This is a genomic window from Aeromicrobium sp. Root472D3 (genome assembly GCF_001426485.1).
Taxonomy (GTDB): domain Bacteria; phylum Actinomycetota; class Actinomycetes; order Propionibacteriales; family Nocardioidaceae; genus Aeromicrobium.
In genome coordinates, this window is record NZ_LMET01000001.1 from 2,938,358 (window position 1) to 2,955,907 (window position 17,550).

The window sequence follows — 17,550 nt, forward strand, 5'->3', positions numbered from 1 at the left end:
ACTACGAGAAGGTGCGCATGCATGCCCCCAGCATGGGCCGTGCGCGCGCAGATATCAAGTCGCGAGACGACTCGTACCACCATGTGGACTGTTGGACGCGGGATCGGCTCCCCGATTGGCACCGACCTGTCTCGATGCGATGAGATGGGGGCGACCTGCACGAAGATGGCAGGCGCCTATCGAGGGGGAACCCACATGAAGAAGACCCTGACCGCGTTGTTCGCAGTCGCCGCCCTGTCGCTGACGTCGGCCTGCGGTGGCGGCGGAGGCGACCGCCCGACGAAGGCCGAGCTCAAGACGGCCATCACGAGCGACGACAGCGTCTTCGGCACCAAAATCCCCGAGGCGGCGGCCGACTGCATCGCCGGCGCGCTCGAGAAGTCCGACGTCTCCGACAAGACGCTGAACGCGATCGTCGAGGGCGACGAGGACTACAAGGGCAGCGACAAGGACAAGGACGCCCTCACCGGCCTGCAGTCCGACCTCACGAAGTGCGCGACGTCCGGCAGCTGATGCCGGCCGCCGGGTGACCGGCACCGCGACGACCCGGCGGGAGCCCACCTCCCGCCGGGTCTTTGGCTGCCCGGGCCGACGCGGCACGGCGGACGATCGGGTGCGACCATGAATGCTGCCCGTCCGCTGCGTCCCTCCGTCGCGGACCCGAATCCTGGAGATGCCATGAAGAAGACCCTGAGCGCGGCGTTCGTCGTCGCGGCACTGACCCTCACCTCGGCCTGCGGCGGTGGCGGCGGCGACCGCCCGAGCGCCGACGACGTCGCCGCGCAGCTGAAGAAGTCCGCCGGCAGCGCGATCACCGACAAGCAGGCCGACTGCGCCGCCAAGGCGATCGTCGACTCCGACCTCTCGGACGAGGCCGTCAAGGCCGTCGCCGAGAACGACACCGACTACAAGCCCACCGACGAGGACACCAAGGCGCAGGGCGACGCGGCCACCGAGATCGGCAAGTGCATCACGCCGAGCACGCCGGCCCCGTCGGCCACGACGCCGGCCCCGTAGCCAGACCCCAGCACCGACACGACGGCCCGGCGAGCACGCTCGCCGGGCCGTCGTGCGTCCGGCCGCGGCTCACCAGGGCGAGGCCGCGTAGTCCTTCAGGAAGACGCCGTGGACGTCGTCGCCCGCCTCACCGCGGATGATCGGGTCGTACACGCGCGCGGCCCCGTCGACCAGGTCGAGCGGCGCCTTGAAGCCCTCCTCGGCCAGGCGCACCTTGGTCGGGTGCGGGCGCTCGTCGGTGATCCAGCCCGTGTCGACGGCCGTCATCAGGATGCCGTCCTGCTCGAGCATCTCCCCCGCGCTGGTGCGGGTCAGCATGTTGAGCGCGGCCTTGGCCATGTTGGTGTGCGGGTGGCCCGGCCCCTTGTAGCGGCGGCTGAACTGGCCCTCCATCGCCGAGACGTTGACGACGTACGTGCGGCGCGCCGCGGCTGCCGCCATCGACGGCCGCAGCCGGCTGACGAGGATGAACGGCGCCGTCGTGTTGCACAGCTGCACCTCGAGCAGCTCCAGGGCGTCGACCTCGTGCACGCGCTGCGTCCAGCTGTTGACGTCGACGGTGTCGGGCACCAGTCCCCCGGCGTCGATGCGCTCGAGGTCGGCCGAGCCCGCCGCCATCGCCAGCGACGTCAGCTCGTCGGCGGTGTAGGCGTCGCCGGCCAGGACGGGGTGCGCCGACACCGATCCCACCAGCGCGGCGGGGTGCGCGTCGCTGGTGTGGCCGAACGTCAGCAGCTCGGGCAGGGGGCCGTCGGGCAGCGGCGCCGACTCGGCCTCGGCCAGCGGCGCGTAGGCGCCCGGCGTGCGCCGGACGGTCTGCGCGGCGTTGTTGATGAGGATGTCGAGGGGACCCTGCGCCGCGACGGAGTCGGCCAGGCCCACGACCTGCGCCGGGTCGCGCAGGTCGATGCCGACGATCCGCAACCGGTCGATCCAGTCGGCACTGTCGGGCATCGCGGTGAACCGGCGCACGGCGTCGTGCGGGAACCGGGTCGTGATGGTGGTGTGGGCGCCGTCGCGCAGCAGGCGCAGCGCGATGTACATGCCGATCTTGGCGCGACCGCCCGTCAGCAGGGCGCGCTTGCCCGTCAGGTCGGTGCGGGCGTCGCGCCGGGCCCGGTTCAGGGCGGCGCAGTCGGGGCACAGCTGGTGGTAGAACGCGTCGACGACGGTGTACTTCTGCTTGCAGATGTAGCAGGGCCGGGGCACCAGCAGGGTGCCGGCCGATGCGCCGGCGGCGTTCGAGACCAGCGGGATGCCCTCGGTCTCGTCGTCGATGCGGGTCGGCGAGCCCGTGGCCGTCGTGGCGACGACGGCGCGGTCGGCGGCGGCGACCTCGGCGCGCTTGGCGAGCCGGCGCTGCTTCTTGACGTCCTTGTAGAACTTGCCGCAGGCGTGACGCAGGGCGACGTAGGCCGCGTCCTCGTCCTCGAGGAACTGGGCCTCGCCAAGGACCTTCAGCGCGGTCGCGAGCTCGTCCTCGGTGAAGGACGCGGGACGTGGAGATGGCATTCCTCCATTGTCCCCGAGGCCCCGTGACAGGGCCCGCGCGGGCTCAGCGGCGCCAGAACCGCGTCCGACGGCGGGGCCGCAGCACGTGACGGTCGCCGATGGCGGCCCGGACCTCCTGCGGCACCGACGCCAGCGGCAGCACGCGGACCGTGACGACGGCCAGGTCGGCGGGCCCGGCGGCGGTCAGGAGGGCCGTCTCGAGCGCCCGCCCGACGGCGGACGGGTCGGCCGACCCGTCCGCGACCCACGCGAGGCAGCCGATCGGCGGGCTGTCGTCGACCGTGTACATCAGCGCGTGCAGCTCGCGGACGCCCTGCTCGTCGGCCGCCTGCGCGACGGCTGCCAGAGCGCCGTCGGGGATCTCGTCCCAGGTCGTGACGCGGACGGCCGCGTCGACCGGGAACGGCTCGGCGAACCGCCGGATGCCGGCCACGTAGGCGGCGGACGCCGTCATGCCGGACGTGCGCTCGGGGTCGACCTGGACGCCGACTCCCGCCGGCAGCAGCGGCAGGAGGTCACGGACCAGGATCGGCCGCAGCTCCCACGACTCGACGTGCAGCGCCTGCTCGGCGATCTCGGCGCTCGTCCACACCGCGACCATCTGCTGCCCCGGCGCCGGCTCGCTGCCCGAGAACACCCCGGTCGTCCGGTCGACGCCGATCAGCACCGACGCGAACAGGAAGTCCCACCGGGTGGCGAACGCCTGCATCAACCGCAGACGGCGCCGTCGGCGGCCGAGCTGACGAGCTTGCGGTACTTCGCGAGCACGCCCTTGGTGTACTTGGGCGGCAGGGGCTCCCACCCGACCCGGCGGGCCTCGAGCTCGTCGGCGTCGACCGCGACGTCGAGGCGCTTGTTGGCCACGTCGAGGGTGATCTGGTCGCCGTCCTTGACGAACGCGATCGGTCCCCCGTCGACGGCCTCCGGCGCGACGTGCCCGACGCACAGGCCGGTCGTGCCGCCCGAGAACCGTCCGTCGGTCATGAGCAGGACGTCCTTGCCGAGGCCGGCGCCCTTGATCGCGCCGGTGATCGCGAGCATCTCGCGCATGCCGGGACCACCCTTGGGGCCCTCGTAGCGGATCACGACGACGTCGCCGGCGACGATCGTGCCGTCCTCGAGGGCGTCCATCGCCTTGCGCTCGCCGTCGAAGACACGGGCCGTGCCGGTGAACACGTCGGAGTCGAAGCCGGCGCTCTTGACGACGGCACCCTCGGGGGCCAGCGTGCCGTGCAGGATCGTGAGGCCGCCGGTCTTGTGGATCGGCTGGTCGAGGCCGCGGATGACGTCGCCGTCGATGCGCTGCTCGATGTGCGCCAGGTTCTCGGCCATGGTCTTGCCGGTGACCGTCAGGCAGTCGCCGTGCATGAGACCGGCGTCGAGCAGCGCCTTCATGATGACGGGGATGCCGCCGACCTTGTCGACGTCGTTCATGACGTAGCGGCCGAAGGGCTTGAGGTCGCCGAGGTGCGGCACCTTGTCGCCGATGCGGCTGAAGTCCTCGAGCGTCAGGTCGACCTCGGCCTCGCGCGCGATCGCCAGCAGGTGCAGGACCGCGTTGGTCGAGCCGCCCAGCGCCATGACGACGGTGATGGCGTTCTCGAACGCCTCCTTGGTCAGGATCTGGCGGGCCGTGATGCCGCGGCGGAGCAGCTCGACGACGGCCTCCCCGGACGCGATCGCGTACTCGTCGCGGCGGCTGTCGATCGCGGGCGGGGCCGATGAGCCGGGCAGGCTCATGCCGAGGGCCTCGGCCGCCGACGCCATCGTGTTGGCGGTGTACATGCCACCGCAGGCCCCCTCGCCGGGGCAGATCGCGCGCTCGATCTTGTCGACCTGCTCGCGGGACATCTTGCCGGCCAGGCACGCGCCGACGGCCTCGAAGGCGTCGATGATCGTGACGTCCTTGCCGTCGACGTTGCCCGGCATGATCGATCCGGCGTAGACGAACACGCTGGCCAGGTCGAGGCGGGCGGCGGCCATCAGCATGCCGGGCAGGCTCTTGTCGCAGCCGGCCAGCAGGACCGATCCGTCGAGGCGCTCGGCCATCATGACGGTCTCGACCGAGTCGGCGATGACCTCGCGGCTCACGAGCGAGAAGTGCATGCCCTCGTGGCCCATCGAGATGCCGTCGGACACCGAGATCGTGCCGAACTCGAGCGGGTAGCCGCCGCCGGCGTGCACGCCCTCCTTGGCGCGCTTGGCCAGGCGGTCGAGCGACAGGTTGCAGGGGGTGATCTCGTTCCAGCTGGACGCGACACCGATCTGGGGCTTGGGCCAGTCGTCGTCGCCCATGCCGACGGCGCGCAGCATGCCTCGTGACGCGGTGGCCTCGAGGCCGTCGGTGACGGTGCGGCTGCGCGGCTTGATGTCGATCTCGTTCTCGGGGGCCATGGCCACAGATTACGACTTCGTCCGACCAGCCCGGGCAGCGGTCAGGCGTCGAAGGACACGCGAGCCGCCTCGAGGGGTGCGAACCCCGTGGCCACGTAGGCGCACAGAGCCGCCCACAGGACGCTGACGAGGGTGCCGATGATGAAGCGCTCGGCGGTGGCCGGTCGGTCGCCGCTGCGCAGCTCGGGGTAGCGGCCGAGGCCCTTGACGGCCAGGGTCAGCGCGACCCCCGACGGCATGCCGGCCACGAGCGAGCCGAACACCGCGAGCCGCTCCAGCGCCCCGACCCACGTGCCACCGCGCAGGATGTGGCCGGCCGCCTCGAGCGACTCGGTGCGATCGGTCGAGCGGTCGTCGATGACGTCGAACACCGCCGTCGTGACGACCGATCCGCCGGCCACGGCCAGCACGGACGCGACGATGCCGAGGACGCCCTGGTCGACCGAGACGCTCGCGACCACCCGGACGATCACCGCGGCGGCCAGCAGGACGGTGGCGACGGCCGCCGCGAGCACGCGGTGACGACCGGTCCAGCCGGCGACCACGGGCACGAGGGCCGCCGCGACGAGGACGAGCAGGATCATCGGGCCGCCTCCAGCAGGTGGGTCACGAGGGCACGTCCGCGCCGCTCCTCGACATAGCCTGCCACCCGGAGCCGACGGTTCATGGCCTGCGGCGAGATGCCGAGCGATGCCGCGGCTCCGGCCTGGGTATCGGCGGTCGCCATGGCGTCGACGGCCTGCCAGCCGGCGTCGCTGCGACGGTCGACGATGCCGGCGACGAGCAGCAGGGCGGTCTCGGCGTGCTCGCCACCGGACGACTCGGCCTCGACCGCGACGTGCAGGGGTGACGACTTGGCCCGCTCGACCGCCTGGCGCGCCGCGACGAACGCCGGTCCGCGGTTGGCCCTGACCGAGTCGGCGAGGGGCCGCTCGACCTCGCCGACGCCGATGCCGATCGACCATCCGCCGTCCCGCGCGAGCGTCAGCGCCATGTCGACGACGGCCTCGGGGTCGTCGAGGAGGCCCTGGACCTCGTCGCCGGCCGTGCGCTCGAACGGCCGGACCGTGCGGTCGGACGGCAGGAGGAGGTCGAGCGCCGGCACCGCGTCGGGCTCGGACCGGCTGCGCCGCTGATCGATCGTCATGACGAACATGACGGCAGGGTATCAACTTCCAGACGTTGATACCACATAATCAACGACTCATCATTGATGTGACGGGATCAGGCCCACGGCGTTGATCTGCGAGGGCGAGGCCCCGTGCCACGATGGCAGTGTGACCATCGCACTCGCCACCAGCTCGACCGCCCGCGACGTCGACGCCGACCTGCCGCTCGTCGTGGAAGCCGCCGCCGCACGCGGCACCACCGCCGAGATCGTGGTCTGGGACGACCCGACCGTCGACTGGAGCGCCTACGACACCGTGGTCGTCCGGTCGTGCTGGGACTACACGACCCGGCGCGACGAGTTCCTCGCCTGGGCGCGATCGGTGCCCACCCTGCAGAACGACGCCGCCGTCCTGGCGTGGAACACCGACAAGACGTACCTCCGACAGCTCGAGTCGGCCGGCGTCCCCATCATCGAGACGCAGTGGGACGTCGCCCCGGGAGACGACATCGGCGAGCACGACGAGTGGGTCGTCAAGCCGACGATCTCCGCGGGCTCGAAGGACACCGCCCGGTGGGGCACGCGCGACGAGGTGTGGGCGCACAGCGCAGCGCTCGTCGCGGCCGGCCGCACGTCGATGACGCAGCCGTACATCTCGTCGGTCGACGACGAGGGCGAGACCGCGATGCTGCTCTTCGCGGGCACGTTCTCGCACGCGATCCGCAAGGGTCCGCTGCTGGAGAGGGGCGAGGGCGTCCGGCAGGACCGCGACAGCCGCGAGAGCATCACGCCGCGCACCCCGAGCGACGCGCAGCGCGAGGTGGCCGAGCGAGCCGTGGCCGCCGCGTGCGACGCGATGGGCGTCGACCGCGCCCCTCTGTACGCGCGCGTCGACCTCGTGACGGCCGCCGACGGCTCGCCGTTGGTGATCGAGCTCGAGCTGACGGAGCCGAGCCTGTTCCTCCCCCACGCCGACGGCGCGGCGGGTCGCCTCGTCGATGCGGTGCTGGCGCGCACCTGATCCCTAGCGGCCGTCGCAGAACTAAGTCGTCTCCGCGGCACCATCCGGCAGGCATCGCCCGTCCACGAGCTGCCGTCGCCCGACGGGATCCTCGAGATCGACGACGTAGGGCAGCGCGCGGTTGCCCGGGCAGCGGGCAGCGCCCGGCTCGCCCGGCGTCACCTGGAACGTGACGACGATCCGGGTCCGCGACGTCCTCACGACGGGGTCGACCACGTCGCCGGTGACGCCGTCATTGCAGCCGAGGCGGGTGACGAGGGCCGTGAACGAGGTCGAGGTCGTGCTGATGGGCTGACCCGGCCCGAGCGCCCACACAGCGTCGGCGGCGCCCTCGACCTCGTGCCCCCACGACCTCGTGCCGTCCGAAGCCGCGTCTCCCTGCCCGTCCGGTGCCGCCGTGCACGACGCGACCGCGACCGCGGCGATCAACGCCGCGACCGCACGGGTCAGGAGACAGGGCATGCCGTGAACCTACAACGGCGGTGAACCGTCCCGACAGTCTTCGCGTGCCGGCGGCCACCGCCCGACGCGATTGGCATTGCAGACCCCCCGCGCCCCGTGGACAATCGGCGCGTGACCACACCGACCGCGGCCCTCGTGCGCTACTACGACGTGACGAGCGCCGACGGCACCCGCATCCGCGCCTGGACCAACGACGGCGACGGCCCCACCGTGCTGGTCTCCAACGGCCTCGGCACCAACCCGCACGCGTGGCCCTCGCTGCTGCGCGCCGGCAGCGGCGTCCGCGTGATCGGCTGGAACCACCGCGGGACGGGCGGGTCCGCGCGCCCCGACGACGGCCGCGTCGACCTCGAGTCGTTCATCGAGGACGCCATCGCCGTGATGGACGACGCAGGCCTCGACCGCGCCGTCGTGGCCGCCTGGTCGACCGGTGTCACGATCGCCTTCGAGCTGGCCACCCGTCACCCCGAGCGCGTCGCCGGCATCCTCGCCGTGGCCGGCGTCCCGGGCAACACGTTCTCGACGATGCTCGCTCCCCTCCACGTGCCGCCGCCGGTCGCGCGGGCCCTGATGGTGGGCCTGGCCCACTCGGCGACCGTCACGGGTCACGCCCTGGCGCCCGTGACCCGCAAGCTGCCGTGGACCAACTTCACGACGGACCTGGTCCGCCGGGCCCGCATCATCTCGCCCGCGGCCGACACCGCCGAGCTGCGGACGCTCCTGCAGGAGTTCTTCACGACGCACCCCGCCTGGTACGCCAAGCTCGCGCTGAGCGTGGCCGAGCACGCCCGCGTCTCGCTCAGCGACCTCGACATCCCGGTCACGTTCGTCGCCGGCCGGTGGGACGTCTTCACGGGCGCCCGCGACATGCTGACGGCCTCGCAGCGGGTCAGGGGTTCGCGTTACCGCGAGCTGCGCGGCACGCACTTCATCCCGGTGGAGTTCCCGGACGTCGTGCGCGAGGAGCTGCTCGACCTGCTGGCCCGCGTCGGCTGAGCCGGCGGTCGCCCGGCCGGCCCAGCCGGGCTACGACAGCTTCTCGAGGATCAGCTCGCGGACGCGGCCCGCGTCGGCCTGTCCGCGCATCTCCTTCATGACCGCACCGATCAGGGCCCCGGCCACGCCGAGGTTGCCGGCGCGGATCTTGGCGGCGGCATCGGGGTCGCCCTCGATCGCACGGTCGACGGCCGCACCGAGTGCGCCGTCGTCCGAGACGACCTCGAGCTTGCGCGAGACCACGACCTCCTCGGGCGTGCCCTCACCGGCGATGACGCCGTCGAAGACCGACCGCGCGAGCTTGTCGTTGATGCGCTTGGCGTCGATCAGCCCCTGGATCTCGGCGACCTGCTGCGGCGTGATGCCCAGCGCGTCGAGGTCGTGCCCCGACTCGTTGGCGCGACGCGCCATCTCGCCGAGCCACCACTTCTTGGCGGCCTGCGGCGTGGTGCCGGCCTCGACCGTGGCGACGATCAGGTCGAGCGCACCCGCGCCGATCGTGTCGCGCATGTCGAGGTCGGAGAAGCCCCAGTCGGCCTGCAGGCGCGCGCGGCGGACGGCCGGCGGCTCGGGCAGCGTGGCCCGCAGCTCCTCGACCCACTCGCGCGACGGCGAGACGGGCGCCAGGTCGGGCTCCGGGAAGTAGCGGTAGTCGTCGGCGTCGGACTTCTCACGGCCCGAGAGCGTCGTGCCGGTGTCCTCCTGGAAGTGCCGGGTCTCCTGCACGACCCTGCCCCCGGCGTCGAGGATGCCCGCGTGACGCGAGATCTCGAAGCGGACGGCGCGCTCGACCGACCGGAACGAGTTGACGTTCTTGGTCTCCGAGCGGGTGCCGAGCGTCGTGGAGCCCTTGGGCTTGAGCGACAGGTTGACGTCGGCGCGCAGCGATCCCTGGTCCATGCGGACGTCGGAGACGCCGAGGCCGCCGATGAGGTCGCGGACGTGCGACACGTAGGCGCGGGCGACCGCGGGCGCCTTCTCGGGCGGCACCTCGATCGTGCGGGTGACGATCTCGATCAGCGGGATGCCGGCCCGGTTGTAGTCGACCAGCGAGAAGTCGGCGCCGTGGATGCGTCCGGTGGAGCCGCCGACGTGCAGGGCCTTGCCGGTGTCCTCCTCCATGTGGGCGCGCTCGATCTCGATGCGGAAGGTCTCGCCGTCCACCTCGACGTCGACGTACCCGTCGAAGGCGATGGGCTCGTCGTACTGCGACGTCTGGAAGTTCTTCGGCATGTCGGGGTAGAAGTAGTTCTTGCGCGCGAAGCGGCACCACTGCGCGATCTCGCAGTTGAGCGCCAGGCCCATGCGGATCGCGGACTCGACGGCCTTGGCGTTGACGACCGGCAGGGCGCCGGGCAGGGCCAGGCACACGGGGCAGACCTGCGTGTTGGGCTCGGCGCCGAACTCGGTCGGGCAGCCGCAGAACATCTTGGTCGCGGTGTTGAGCTCGATGTGGATCTCGAGCCCCATGACGGGGTCGTAGCGGGTGAGGGCTTCCTCGAAGGGAACCAGCGTCTCGACGGTCATCGGATGGCCTCCAGCTCGGGTGCGCGGGACAGCAGCGTGCCGCCCCACTTCTGCTCGAGCAGCTGCTCGAGTGCGGCCGCCGCGTTGTAGAGGCGGTCGTCGGCCTTCTGGGGGGCCAGGAACTGCAGGCCCACCGGCAGGTCGTCCTCGTCGGCCAGGCCGACCGGCAGCGACAGGCCCGGGATGCCGACGAGGTTCGCCGGGATCGTGGCGACGTCGCCGAGGTACATCGCCAACGGGTCGTCGAGCTTGTCGCCCAGCGGGTAGGCGGTGGTCGGGGACGTCGGCGAGACCAGCACGTCGACGTCGGCGAACGCCGCCGCGAAGTCGCGCGACAGGATCGTGCGGACCTTCTGCGCCGAGCCGTAGTAGGCGTCGTAGTAGCCGCTCGACAGGGCGTAGGTGCCGAGGATGATGCGGCGCTTGACCTCGTCGCCGAACCCCGCGTCACGGCTCGAGGCCATGACCTGCTCGGCGCTGGGGTCGTCGACGCCGGCGGGGGGCACGCGCACGCCGTAGCGCATCGCGTCGAACTTGGCGAGGTTGCTGCTCGCCTCGCTCGGCATGACGAGGTAGTACGCGCCGAGCGCGTACCTCAGGCTGGGGATCGACACCTCGACGACCTCGGCGCCCGCGGACGTCAGGAGCTCGACGGCCTCGGTGAAGCGGGCCTCGACACCGGGCTGGAAGCCCTCGCCGCCCAGCTCGCGCACGATGCCGATGCGCAGCCCCTTGACGTCGGCCCGGCGGGCCGCGGCGACGACGGCGGGCACCGCGTCGGGGATGCTCGTGGAGTCCATGGGGTCGTGACCCGCGATCAGCTCGTGCAGCAGAGCGGCGTCGAGCACCGTGCGGGTGACGGGCCCGGCCTGGTCGAGGCTGCTGGCCATCGCGACGAGGCCGTAGCGGCTGACCCCTCCGTACGTCGGCTTGACGCCGACCGTGCCGGTCAGCGCGCCCGGCTGACGGATCGAGCCACCGGTGTCGGTGCCGATCGCGAGCGGGGCCTCGAAGGCCGCGACCGCGGCGGCCGACCCACCGCCCGAGCCGCCCGGGATGCGGGTCGTGTCCCACGGGTTGTGGGTCGGCCCGTACGCGGAGTGCTCGGTGGACGAGCCCATCGCGAACTCGTCCATGTTGGTCTTGCCCAGGATCGGCAGGCCGGCAGCCTTGATGCGGGCCGTCACGGTCGCGTCGTACGGCGGGATCCAGCCGTCGAGGATCTTCGAGCCGCACGTCGTCGGCATGCCCTTGGTCGCCAGCACGTCCTTGATCGCGATCGGCACGCCGGCCAGGTACGGCAGCTGGTCGCCGTCGGCGCGGCGCCGGTCGACGTCGGCGGCCGCGGCCAGCGCGCCCTCGGCGTCGACGTGCAGGAACGCGTGGATCGATCCGTCGACGGACTCGATGCGGTCGACGAGCGCCCGGGTCACCTCGACGGAGGAGACCTCCTCGGCCGACAGGGCGCGTGCGAGCTCGTCGGCGGTCTTGCGGGTCAGGTCGCTGCTCATGTCAGCCCTCTCCCAGGATCTTCGGGACCAGGAACCGCTGCTGGTCGGAGGCGGGTGCCGCGGCGAGGGCGTCGGCGGGCGCGAGACTCGGACGGACGACGTCCTCGCGGAAGACGTTGTCGACCGGCACCGGGTGGCTCATGGCCGGGACGTCGTCGCCGGCGGCCTCCTGGACGCTCGCGACGTGCTCGAGGATCGCGGGGAGCTCGGTGGCGAGGTGGTCGAGCTCAGCGTCGCTGAGGTCGATGCGGGCGAGGCCGGCCAGATGGACGACGTCCTCGCGGGAGATACCCGTGACGGGCTCAGACATACAGGTCCTTCGAGATGAGTGGACTCGCTGGTGGGTCGAGCTGGTGACGTACTCGCCCATCCTAGTGACCCGGCCGGACACCCTCCACGGGGTGTCGTGGGACCGCGGGATGCCCGATTCTCTGTCAGGATCGGCCCATGGAACCAGCGCGCATCTCCCGGGTCGACCACGCCGGACTGACCTTCGACGTCATCGACTCCGGCCCGCTCGACGGCGTCCCCGTCGTCCTCCTGCACGGCTTCCCGCAGCGGGCCACGTCGTGGGCCGCGGTGTCGGAGCACCTGCACGCCGCGGGGCTGCGGACGTACGCGCTCGACCAGCGCGGCTACTCCCCCGGCGCACGCCCCCTGTCGCGCTTCGCGTACGGCATCGACGAGCTCGTGGCCGACGCCAAGGCCCTGGTCGACGAGATCGGCACGCCCGTCCACGTCGTGGGCCACGACTGGGGATCGGCGGTCGCATGGGCCGTCGCCGCCGCGCACCCCGCCGACGTCCTGTCGCTGACGGCGGTCTCCGTCGCGCACCCCGCCGCCTTCATGCGGTCGATGGTCAGCAGCTCGCAGCTGCTGAAGTCGTACTACATGCTGGTGTTCCAGCTGCCCGTCCTGCCCGAGCGGATGCTCAGCCGCCGTGGCGGCCTGGGCGAGCGCATCCTGCGCGCGTCCGGCATGGACTCCCGCATGATCGAGACGTTCCGCGACGAGATCGTCGCCGACGGCGCGCTGCGGGGCGGTCTCGGCTACTACCGCTCGATCGTCCGGTCGGCCGGGTCGTTCGGCCGCACGGTCCCGGTGCCCACGACGTACGTGTGGAGCGACGGCGACACGGCCCTCGTGCGGCGCGGGGCCGACCTGACACCGCAGTTCGTCACGGGTCCGTACGAGCTCGAGGTCATCGCGGGCGCGACGCACTGGATCCCCGACCAGCACCCCGCCGAGCTCGCCGACATCGTCGTGCGCCGGGTCGGCTCGGTCTAGACGACGTCGCAGACGTCCTCGTCGCGCCGGAACGAGAACGACCGGTGCCCCACGAAGCTCAGCAGGGTCGTGATCAGCACGACGACCCCTTGGGCCAGCACGGGCGGCACGCCCACGACCTCCACCAGGACCGGCAGGACGGCGGCGTTGACGCCGATCGAGACCGCGTAGACCGACACGAACCGCACCAGGTCGCGCAGGACGTGACCGTGCACGACGAACACGAGGCGTCGGTACAGGACGAACGCGACGGAGATGCCGACCGCGTACGAGCACAGCAGGCTCAGCAGGTAGCCGAAGCGCACGTCGTGGAAGACCCAGAGGGTCAGGGCACCGAACGTCAGGTAGCCCAGGACGGTGTTGAAGCCGCCGACGAGCACGAAGCGCACCTTCTGGTCGGCGAGGAGACGCCTGATCGTCATGACGCGCGCACCAGTCGTCGCACCGCGGCGAGCCGGTCGTCGCTCGCGTGCAGCTCGCTCCACCGGTTGCGCGGCGACCACCGGCGGAAGCGGCCGCACGGCGTGACCGACGTCGACCTCCCGGCCTCGACGTCGCGCAGGCACGCCTGGCAGCACCCGCGGTGGTGGATGCTCGCGTGCCGGCACCGCAGGCACCCCTCGTCGTCCGCCACCTCGCGCGGCCACAGCATCCAGAGCGCGGCGATCAGCGGCGGGCCGACCAGGAGCCCGGCCCACCCCCACCACGACCACAGCCCGACACCCACGACGGCGACCTGGACGAGCACCAGCGCCGTCGTCACGGCTCGCTCGGCCCACGCCGGCACGACAGGTCTACGCACCTCGCAATGCTAGTGGTTCCCCCGCTCCGGCGAGGAGCGGAGTCAGTCGGGGACGGGGGCGAGGTGCGCGTGCACCTGGGCGACGGCGCCCGCCCCCTCGCCGCTGGCCGAGGCGACGCGCTTCATCGACCCGGCCCGGACGTCGCCCGCGGCGAAGACTCCCGGCACGGTCGTCTCGAGGGGTGCCGGGGGCAGTCCGTCGCGCCACCTGTCTCTCGGGATGTCGCGACCGGTCAGGACGAACCCCCGCTCGTCGCGTGCCACGTCGTCGGGCAGCCAGTCGCACTCCGGCTCGGCCCCCAGCAGCAGGAACAGGCCGTCGGCCGGCAGCCGCTCCGGCTCGCCGCCGGCACCCTGCAGCGCGATCCACTCGAGGTGCCCCTCGCCGTCGCCGTCGACGACCCGCGAGCCGACCCGCACCGTGATGTCGTCATGGGTGGCGATCTCGTCGACCAGGTAGGCCGACATCGTCTCGGACAGCGACGCCCGGCGCACGACGATCGTCACGCTGCGGGCGAAGCGCGCGAGGTGCAGCGCGGCCTGCCCCGCCGAGTTGCCACCCCCCACGACGAAGACGTCACGCCCCTCCATCTCGCGCGCGACGCTGGTGGCGGCGCCGTAGTGCACCCCCGTGCCGACCAGACGCTCGAGGCTCGGCACGCCGAGCCGCCGGTAGCGCACGCCGCACGCCACCAGCACCGCCCGGGCGCGCAGGACGCCGTCGTCGTACGCGACCTCGTGCAGCGTGCCCGGCGTCAGGTTGGTCGCGGCCCGCCCGGTGAAGATGCGCGCGCCGAACCGCGTCGCCTGCAGGCGGGCACGGAAGGCCAGGCGCATGCCGGAGACGCCGCGCGGGAAGCCCAGGTAGTTGCGGATCATCGAGCTCGTGCCGGCCTGACCACCCACCGCCTCGGGATCGAGCACGACGGTGCGCAGCCCCTCGGACGCCCCGTACACGGCTGCCGCCAGGCCGGCGGGCCCGGCGCCGATGATCAGCAGGTCGGCCACGTAGTCGTCGCCCAGGTCGCGCGGCGACCCGTAGTAGGCGCTGGCCACGAGCCGGTCGGTGGCCCCGGCGATCGTCGGACGCCCGTACGCCGACACGAGCGGCAGGGGCGCGTCGTCACCGACCTCGTCGAGCAGCTCGCGGCCGACCGGGCTGTCGGGGCGGTAGCGGCTCCACGGCGAGCCCATGCGGTCGAGGAAGTCACGGATGCCCGCGACGGCGGGCTGGGTGCCGTCGTCGACGATGCGGACGCCTGCCACCTCGGGCCGCGACGTCGTGGTCGCCCACTCCGACAGGTACTCCGTGATCGCGGTGTGGAACTCCTCGTCGCGCGGACCCTGCGGGATCAGCAGGTACGTGTCGAGACGGCCGACGGCCAGGGCGGGTCGCAGCACCTCGAGCGCCGCCTGGAACGTGCCGGCCGGCACCAGGACGACGCGACGGCTGCTGGGCGACAGACGTCGCAGCTCGTCGACGAGGTCGAGCGCGCTGCCGTCGAGGGCGTGGTCGACGCCCAGGAGCGCGATCTGGCGGCCGTCGTCGAGCAGCGAGACGGCCTCGTCCACGACCACCTCGGGCCCCAGCAGGGTGCGCACGTCGTAGTCGCGGGAGTACCGGCTGCGGAACTCGTCCTCCAGCACGTCACGGCTGTCGGCGGTGGCAGCGAGCAGGATGACGGGCTTCTGGCGCGCAGACTCGGTCATGCGCGAAAAGTAGCAGTCCCTAGGCTGTGCTCATGCCACCTCAGAAGCCGACCGACCTGGGCCCGCTCGACGCCGCGGCGTTCCTGTGCGAGGTCGCGATGGTCGTGCTCCTCGTGCTGGCGGGCCACGGGTTCGCCGACGGCTGGCGCGGGTGGGCCGTGGGCGTCTTCCTGGCGCTCGTCGCGATCGCGATCTGGGCGCAGTGGATGTCGCCCACCTCGGTGCGCCGGCTCGAGCTGCCGACCCGGCTGGTCGTGCAGATCATGCTGTTCGTCACGACGGCGCTCTACGCCGCGGCCGGCGGGCTCGTGTGGGCCGGCCTGGGCTTCGCAGCGATCGCGACGGCGGTCTTCGTCGCGCTGTCGCGTCAGGACGCCTGACCCGGCGGCAGCGGCAGGCGCCGCACGCTGCCGAACCACCGCTCCGTCCGGTCGATCGGATCGGTGAACGCGATCTCCTGCGCGAGCAGCTGCAACGGCGTCGTGAAGTCGTCGATCGCGACGTCCCGGACGACCGGGTACAGCGGGTCGTCCACGATCGGGATGCCCAGCCCGGCGAGGTGCACCCGCAGCTGGTGGGTGCGTCCGGTGCGGGGCGTCAGCCGGTAGCGACCGAGGCCGCCCTCGCCCGCGTCCACCAGCTCGACGAGCGTCTCGGCGTTGACCGGCGCACCGGGCACGACCTCGGCCTGCCAGCTGCCACGCCGCTTGACCAGGTGGTTCGTGACCGTGCACGGCAGCTCGAGGTCCGCGCGCACGGGCGCCAGCGCACCGTACGTCTTGCGGACCGTCCCCCGCTGGAACATCGTCTGGTACGGCCCCCGCCACCGCCGCTCGGTCGCGAGCATGAGCAGCCCGGACGTCACCCGGTCGAGCCGGTGCAGGGGCGACAGCTCCGGCAGCCCGAGCTCGTCGCGCAGGCGCACGACGACGCTCTGGCGGATGTGCTGGCCGCGCGGGATCGACGACAGGAACGCCGGCTTGTCGACGACGACGAGCCGCTCGTCGCGGTGGACGACGTGGATCTCACCCGGCACCTCGACCTCGTCGGGCAGGTCGCGGTGGAACCAGACGAACGTGTGCGGCGTGTACGGCTCGTCGTCGCGGACGGGCGTCAGGTCGTCGTGCACGAACCGGCGCTCGGCCAGCATCGCGGCGATGTCGACGCGCTCGGGCAGGCGGTCGCGCAGCCACGCGCCCATCGTCGGCCACGGGTCGGGGCGGGGCACGCCGCGATCGGGCGTGCGCAGCCAGGCGGCGGCGAGCCCGTGGCGTGGCGGCAGCGGCGAACGGGGAGGCACTACTGCGGCGACAGCCGGCTGCGCAGCGGCGGCAGCTCGGGACGGATCGAGCTGTGGAAGGCGCCCCGGAACAGCACGACGTGGTCCTCGTCGTCCCACCGCGCTCCGACGACCTCCTCCAGCGCGCCCATGGCGTCCGGCCGTCCCGACACGAACCGGCGCCACTGCTGGGGCGTCGCGTGCAGCAGGAAGATCTCGCCGTCGTCCTCGACGACCTCGACGACGCCGTGCCGCACGAGATTGGCGTTGCCGTACGAACGACGCAGGGCCTCCTCGACCTCCGGCACGTCGACGGGGGGCCGCGGGCCCGGCTCGACGGTCTCGTGGACGATCGACGACCGCCACCGGGCCAGCGCGAACGTCGCGTACGACCCGGCGTCGTCGAGCCCGCTGGCCACCCGCCAGGCCCGGTCGAACAGCAGCCGCGACGTGACCGTGTCGTGGCCGTCCTCGACCGTCAGCAGCAGGTCGTCGAACCCGTCGTCGCCGCGCACCACGCGCAGCGCGGTGATCCGGTACTCGTCGCCGTACCCGTCGCTGCGGTCGAGACCGTCGGCGACGGCGTCGGCCGCGAAGATGGCCCGCAGCGCCTCGACGAGCTCGTCGTCCGTCACGCCGGCACCGGCCGGCAGCCGGGGTTGAACACGCGCACCGTCGACGGCGGGTCGTCCACGAGCCGCGACGCCGACGGGACGGGCCGGCGGGCGAGGCCCCCACCGCAGTTGGGGCACACGCCGCGCAGGACGGTGGTGGCGCACTCCAGGCACCACGTGCACTCGTAGCTGCAGATCAGGACGTCCGGCGACGACGGGTCGAGGTCGGTGTCACAGCACTCGCAGCTCGGGCGGATGTCCAGCATGGGTCCAGTATGGGGCTCGCGGGCGCGGGCGCGGGCAACGACGC

At 72.5% G+C, this 17,550-nt stretch carries 21 protein-coding genes; 6 read left to right on the plus strand and 15 right to left on the minus strand.

Translation table 11 applies throughout. The features are described 5' to 3' along the window. Positions 1–195: 195 nt before the first annotated feature. Both ASD10_RS14430 and ASD10_RS14435 read left to right on the plus strand, forming a co-directional pair. Positions 196–513, plus strand: a complete 318-nt coding sequence (locus tag ASD10_RS14430) for a hypothetical protein (RefSeq protein WP_056609586.1) — start codon at positions 196–198, stop codon at positions 511–513. Positions 514–678: 165 nt separating this feature from the next. Further along, positions 679–1,017 (plus strand): hypothetical protein, encoded by a 339-nt coding sequence (locus ASD10_RS14435; RefSeq protein WP_056609590.1) that lies wholly within the window; start codon positions 679–681, stop codon positions 1,015–1,017. 69 nt (positions 1,018–1,086) lie between these two features. On the opposite strand, the gene ASD10_RS14440 is transcribed toward ASD10_RS14435, so the two are convergent. Genes ASD10_RS14440 through ASD10_RS14460 form a run of 5 tightly spaced genes read right to left on the minus strand, consistent with a single transcriptional unit; the run spans position 1,087 to position 6,079 of the window. Beyond that, on the minus strand, positions 1,087–2,529 hold the full coding sequence (locus ASD10_RS14440) for an SDR family NAD(P)-dependent oxidoreductase (protein WP_056609592.1): 1,443 nt from the start codon (positions 2,527–2,529) through the stop codon (positions 1,087–1,089). 43 nt (positions 2,530–2,572) lie between these two features. Continuing rightward, entirely contained in the window at positions 2,573–3,238 is a 666-nt protein-coding gene (locus ASD10_RS14445; protein ID WP_056609594.1) for a hypothetical protein, read from the minus strand. Continuing rightward, complete coding sequence (gene ilvD / locus ASD10_RS14450; RefSeq protein WP_056609596.1) at positions 3,238–4,923, minus strand: dihydroxy-acid dehydratase; 1,686 nt, start codon at positions 4,921–4,923, stop codon at positions 3,238–3,240. The genes ASD10_RS14445 and ilvD overlap by 1 nt, the downstream gene beginning before the upstream one ends. Before the next feature lie 41 nt (positions 4,924–4,964). Beyond that, on the minus strand, positions 4,965–5,507 hold the full coding sequence (locus ASD10_RS14455; RefSeq protein WP_056609598.1) for a hypothetical protein: 543 nt from the start codon (positions 5,505–5,507) through the stop codon (positions 4,965–4,967). Continuing rightward, a complete protein-coding gene (locus tag ASD10_RS14460; RefSeq protein ID WP_056609600.1) occupies positions 5,504–6,079 on the minus strand; it encodes a hypothetical protein in 576 nt (191 codons plus the stop codon). The genes ASD10_RS14455 and ASD10_RS14460 overlap by 4 nt, the downstream gene beginning before the upstream one ends. A 121-nt stretch (positions 6,080–6,200) precedes the next feature. Between ASD10_RS14460 and ASD10_RS14465 the strand changes: the two genes are divergently transcribed. Next, a complete protein-coding gene (locus ASD10_RS14465; RefSeq protein WP_056609602.1) occupies positions 6,201–7,052 on the plus strand; it encodes a RimK family alpha-L-glutamate ligase in 852 nt (283 codons plus the stop codon). A gap of 21 nt (positions 7,053–7,073) precedes the next feature. On the opposite strand, the gene ASD10_RS14470 is transcribed toward ASD10_RS14465, so the two are convergent. Then, positions 7,074–7,514: a hypothetical protein gene (locus ASD10_RS14470; protein ID WP_056609603.1), complete on the minus strand. Its 441-nt coding sequence runs from the start codon at positions 7,512–7,514 to the stop codon at positions 7,074–7,076. 111 nt (positions 7,515–7,625) lie between these two features. Here ASD10_RS14470 and ASD10_RS14475 point away from each other — a divergent pair, with 111 nt between their 5' ends. Beyond that, positions 7,626–8,510, plus strand: a complete 885-nt coding sequence (locus tag ASD10_RS14475; protein ID WP_056609605.1) for an alpha/beta fold hydrolase — start codon at positions 7,626–7,628, stop codon at positions 8,508–8,510. Between the two features lie 30 nt (positions 8,511–8,540). Here ASD10_RS14475 and gatB read toward each other — a convergent pair whose 3' ends face one another. Genes gatB through gatC form a run of 3 tightly spaced genes read right to left on the minus strand, consistent with a single transcriptional unit; the run spans position 8,541 to position 11,858 of the window. Further along, positions 8,541–10,037: an Asp-tRNA(Asn)/Glu-tRNA(Gln) amidotransferase subunit GatB gene (gatB, locus tag ASD10_RS14480; RefSeq protein ID WP_056609607.1), complete on the minus strand. Its 1,497-nt coding sequence runs from the start codon at positions 10,035–10,037 to the stop codon at positions 8,541–8,543. After that, a complete protein-coding gene (gene gatA / locus ASD10_RS14485; protein WP_056609609.1) occupies positions 10,034–11,548 on the minus strand; it encodes an Asp-tRNA(Asn)/Glu-tRNA(Gln) amidotransferase subunit GatA in 1,515 nt (504 codons plus the stop codon). The genes gatB and gatA overlap by 4 nt, the downstream gene beginning before the upstream one ends. 1 nt (position 11,549) lies before the next feature. Then, on the minus strand, positions 11,550–11,858 hold the full coding sequence (gene gatC, locus ASD10_RS14490) for an Asp-tRNA(Asn)/Glu-tRNA(Gln) amidotransferase subunit GatC (protein WP_056609611.1): 309 nt from the start codon (positions 11,856–11,858) through the stop codon (positions 11,550–11,552). Between the two features lie 137 nt (positions 11,859–11,995). Between gatC and ASD10_RS14495 the strand changes: the two genes are divergently transcribed. Further along, the gene (locus ASD10_RS14495; protein WP_056609613.1) at positions 11,996–12,835 is read left to right on the plus strand and encodes an alpha/beta fold hydrolase; all 840 of its coding nucleotides are present in this window, start codon (positions 11,996–11,998) and stop codon (positions 12,833–12,835) included. On the opposite strand, the gene ASD10_RS14500 is transcribed toward ASD10_RS14495, so the two are convergent. Genes ASD10_RS14500 through ASD10_RS14510 form a run of 3 tightly spaced genes read right to left on the minus strand, consistent with a single transcriptional unit; the run spans position 12,832 to position 15,347 of the window. Beyond that, positions 12,832–13,257: a GtrA family protein gene (locus ASD10_RS14500; protein ID WP_056609616.1), complete on the minus strand. Its 426-nt coding sequence runs from the start codon at positions 13,255–13,257 to the stop codon at positions 12,832–12,834. The two genes, ASD10_RS14495 and ASD10_RS14500, sit on opposite strands and share 4 nt — an antisense overlap. Beyond that, positions 13,254–13,637: a hypothetical protein gene (locus ASD10_RS14505; protein ID WP_157432614.1), complete on the minus strand. Its 384-nt coding sequence runs from the start codon at positions 13,635–13,637 to the stop codon at positions 13,254–13,256. Before ASD10_RS14505 ends, ASD10_RS14500 begins: the two co-directional genes overlap by 4 nt. Before the next feature lie 42 nt (positions 13,638–13,679). Next, a complete protein-coding gene (locus tag ASD10_RS14510) occupies positions 13,680–15,347 on the minus strand; it encodes an FAD-dependent oxidoreductase (RefSeq protein ID WP_056609620.1) in 1,668 nt (555 codons plus the stop codon). A 32-nt stretch (positions 15,348–15,379) separates the two neighbouring features. Between ASD10_RS14510 and ASD10_RS14515 the strand changes: the two genes are divergently transcribed. Then, positions 15,380–15,727 (plus strand): DUF2568 domain-containing protein, encoded by a 348-nt coding sequence (locus ASD10_RS14515; RefSeq protein WP_056609621.1) that lies wholly within the window; start codon positions 15,380–15,382, stop codon positions 15,725–15,727. Here ASD10_RS14515 and ASD10_RS14520 read toward each other — a convergent pair. The 3 genes from ASD10_RS14520 to ASD10_RS14530 form a co-directional block, all read right to left on the minus strand. After that, entirely contained in the window at positions 15,715–16,548 is an 834-nt protein-coding gene (locus ASD10_RS14520) for a pseudouridine synthase (protein WP_200938328.1), read from the minus strand. The two genes, ASD10_RS14515 and ASD10_RS14520, sit on opposite strands and share 13 nt — an antisense overlap. 98 nt (positions 16,549–16,646) lie before the next feature. Next, positions 16,647–17,261, minus strand: coding sequence for a hypothetical protein (locus ASD10_RS14525; protein WP_056609625.1), 615 nt, complete (start codon positions 17,259–17,261; stop codon positions 16,647–16,649). Then, the gene (locus tag ASD10_RS14530; protein ID WP_056609627.1) at positions 17,258–17,506 is read right to left on the minus strand and encodes a DUF1272 domain-containing protein; all 249 of its coding nucleotides are present in this window, start codon (positions 17,504–17,506) and stop codon (positions 17,258–17,260) included. The genes ASD10_RS14525 and ASD10_RS14530 overlap by 4 nt, the downstream gene beginning before the upstream one ends. Positions 17,507–17,550: the final 44 nt, after the last annotated feature.

Excerpts from the sequence above, each read along its gene's own strand:
- ASD10_RS14430 (WP_056609586.1), top strand. The coding sequence starts at position 196 with ATGAAGAAGACCCTGACCGCGTTGTTCGCAGTCGCCGCCCTGTCGCTG.
- ASD10_RS14435 (WP_056609590.1), top strand. The coding sequence starts at position 679 with ATGAAGAAGACCCTGAGCGCGGCGTTCGTCGTCGCGGCACTGACCCTC.
- ASD10_RS14440 (WP_056609592.1), bottom strand. The coding sequence starts at position 2,529 with ATGCCATCTCCACGTCCCGCGTCCTTCACCGAGGACGAGCTCGCGACC.
- ASD10_RS14445 (WP_056609594.1), bottom strand. The coding sequence starts at position 3,238 with ATGCAGGCGTTCGCCACCCGGTGGGACTTCCTGTTCGCGTCGGTGCTG.
- ilvD (WP_056609596.1), bottom strand. The coding sequence starts at position 4,923 with ATGGCCCCCGAGAACGAGATCGACATCAAGCCGCGCAGCCGCACCGTC.
- ASD10_RS14455 (WP_056609598.1), bottom strand. The coding sequence starts at position 5,507 with ATGATCCTGCTCGTCCTCGTCGCGGCGGCCCTCGTGCCCGTGGTCGCC.
- ASD10_RS14460 (WP_056609600.1), bottom strand. The coding sequence starts at position 6,079 with ATGTTCGTCATGACGATCGATCAGCGGCGCAGCCGGTCCGAGCCCGAC.
- ASD10_RS14470 (WP_056609603.1), bottom strand. The coding sequence starts at position 7,514 with ATGCCCTGTCTCCTGACCCGTGCGGTCGCGGCGTTGATCGCCGCGGTC.
- gatB (WP_056609607.1), bottom strand. The coding sequence starts at position 10,037 with ATGACCGTCGAGACGCTGGTTCCCTTCGAGGAAGCCCTCACCCGCTAC.
- gatA (WP_056609609.1), bottom strand. The coding sequence starts at position 11,548 with ATGAGCAGCGACCTGACCCGCAAGACCGCCGACGAGCTCGCACGCGCC.
- gatC (WP_056609611.1), bottom strand. The coding sequence starts at position 11,858 with ATGTCTGAGCCCGTCACGGGTATCTCCCGCGAGGACGTCGTCCATCTG.
- ASD10_RS14495 (WP_056609613.1), top strand. The coding sequence starts at position 11,996 with ATGGAACCAGCGCGCATCTCCCGGGTCGACCACGCCGGACTGACCTTC.
- ASD10_RS14500 (WP_056609616.1), bottom strand. The coding sequence starts at position 13,257 with ATGACGATCAGGCGTCTCCTCGCCGACCAGAAGGTGCGCTTCGTGCTC.
- ASD10_RS14510 (WP_056609620.1), bottom strand. The coding sequence starts at position 15,347 with ATGACCGAGTCTGCGCGCCAGAAGCCCGTCATCCTGCTCGCTGCCACC.
- ASD10_RS14515 (WP_056609621.1), top strand. The coding sequence starts at position 15,380 with ATGCCACCTCAGAAGCCGACCGACCTGGGCCCGCTCGACGCCGCGGCG.
- ASD10_RS14520 (WP_200938328.1), bottom strand. The coding sequence starts at position 16,548 with ATGGGCGCGTGGCTGCGCGACCGCCTGCCCGAGCGCGTCGACATCGCC.
- ASD10_RS14530 (WP_056609627.1), bottom strand. The coding sequence starts at position 17,506 with ATGCTGGACATCCGCCCGAGCTGCGAGTGCTGTGACACCGACCTCGAC.